Origin of the sequence: Streptomyces pseudogriseolus (assembly GCA_002154585.1) — a bacterium.
Classification (GTDB): Bacteria; Actinomycetota; Actinomycetes; order Streptomycetales; family Streptomycetaceae; genus Streptomyces; species Streptomyces pseudogriseolus.
In genome coordinates this window covers 1-1,089 of sequence record MUNG01000345.1, presented here as the reverse complement: position 1 = coordinate 1,089, position 1,089 = coordinate 1, and the positions used below count along the sequence as shown (strand labels likewise).

Genomic DNA, 1,089 nt, shown 5'->3' with positions numbered 1-1,089 from the left:
TGCGCCGAGGGGCGCCGTGTCCACATCGCAGGAGCGGCCGTCGGCGTCCTCCAGGGTCACCTTGACGCCGTCGGCGACGGAGACGCCGGATCCGGGCGGCGGAACGGCGGTGGCGGAGACGTAGGCGGTGCTGGTGTCGTCCAGGTCCAGGCGGTAGTACACCTTGCCGTCGGGCGGGAGGGTGCTGCGGTAGGTCCGGCCGGGCTCCAGCCGCACGGCGTCCGCGGTGCTCCCGGCGCCCTCGATCCGGCGCGCGTCCGCGGCGAAGGCGTACTCGTGGGCGGTGTTCTGGCCGGCGGCCCGGGCGGGCTGTCCCGTGAGGGCGGTGAGGGCGGTGAGGACGGTCCCCAGTGCGAGCGCGGCCGCCAGGACCGGAGGTCCCGCGACACCGCGCCGACCGCGCGTCGCCGCCTTCCGCACCGTGCCCTGCCGTCCCCTCACGCGCCCCCCTCGTCGCCGCCGGGTCCCGCTCCGTGCCGNNGGCCGGGGTCTGTTCAGCGTCGTATACCGGTACTCACGAACCCGTGGGCACGGAGTCAGTCGCCTCCGTCCACAGATCCTGCTCGGCGCGATCCGCCTGGATCTGGCGGTACACGAGGAGCCCGCCGATGGCGGCCAGTGCGACCAGGAGAAGCTTCTTCACCGCGCGACCTCGTCTTTCCTTGACGTAGGGGACCTCTGGCGCCCGACTATACACACCGGTCGATACCGATCGGTGACCTGCGTCGCCGCCTCCAACTGCCGTCGGCGGCAACCGGATCGGCACGGCGCGGACGGTCCGATCGGAGGGTGATCACACCCCCACGGACGGTGTTTTCGTTCTGTTTCCTCCCGCTACCAGGGATTTTCTTCCTTTATGCGCCCATCCGAGTGGTGTTCATCTGAACATCCACGCGGCACGGGCGTCGGTCCACCACTTCGAGGCCCTCATACACATCATGAGGAAAGTACGCAAATCGCCCAACCCGAAAGTGAGGGGCCATGGCCAGGAACAAGGTCATGCAGCTGTGGAACACCGTTGTCACCGCCTTCCTCGCGCTGTGCACGGCGCTCGGTCTCGTCACCACGGCCGCCGCGGCGGCAGTACCC

At 70.0% G+C, this 1,089-nt stretch carries 1 protein-coding gene and 2 pseudogenes; 1 reads left to right on the top strand and 2 read right to left on the bottom strand.

Translation table 11 applies throughout. From position 1 onward, the window contains the following. A pseudogene (locus CCN29_RS26765) lies at positions 1-441 on the bottom strand (hypothetical protein); the annotation flags it as partial. A 73-nt stretch (positions 442-514) separates the two neighbouring features. Beyond that, positions 515-643: a DLW-39 family protein gene (locus CCN29_RS36265; protein ID WP_003999697.1), complete on the bottom strand. Its 129-nt coding sequence runs from the start codon at positions 641-643 to the stop codon at positions 515-517. Between the two features lie 338 nt (positions 644-981). Between CCN29_RS36265 and CCN29_RS36260 the strand changes: the two are divergent. Continuing rightward, positions 982-1,089: pseudogene (locus tag CCN29_RS36260) on the top strand (DUF6344 domain-containing protein); the annotation flags it as partial.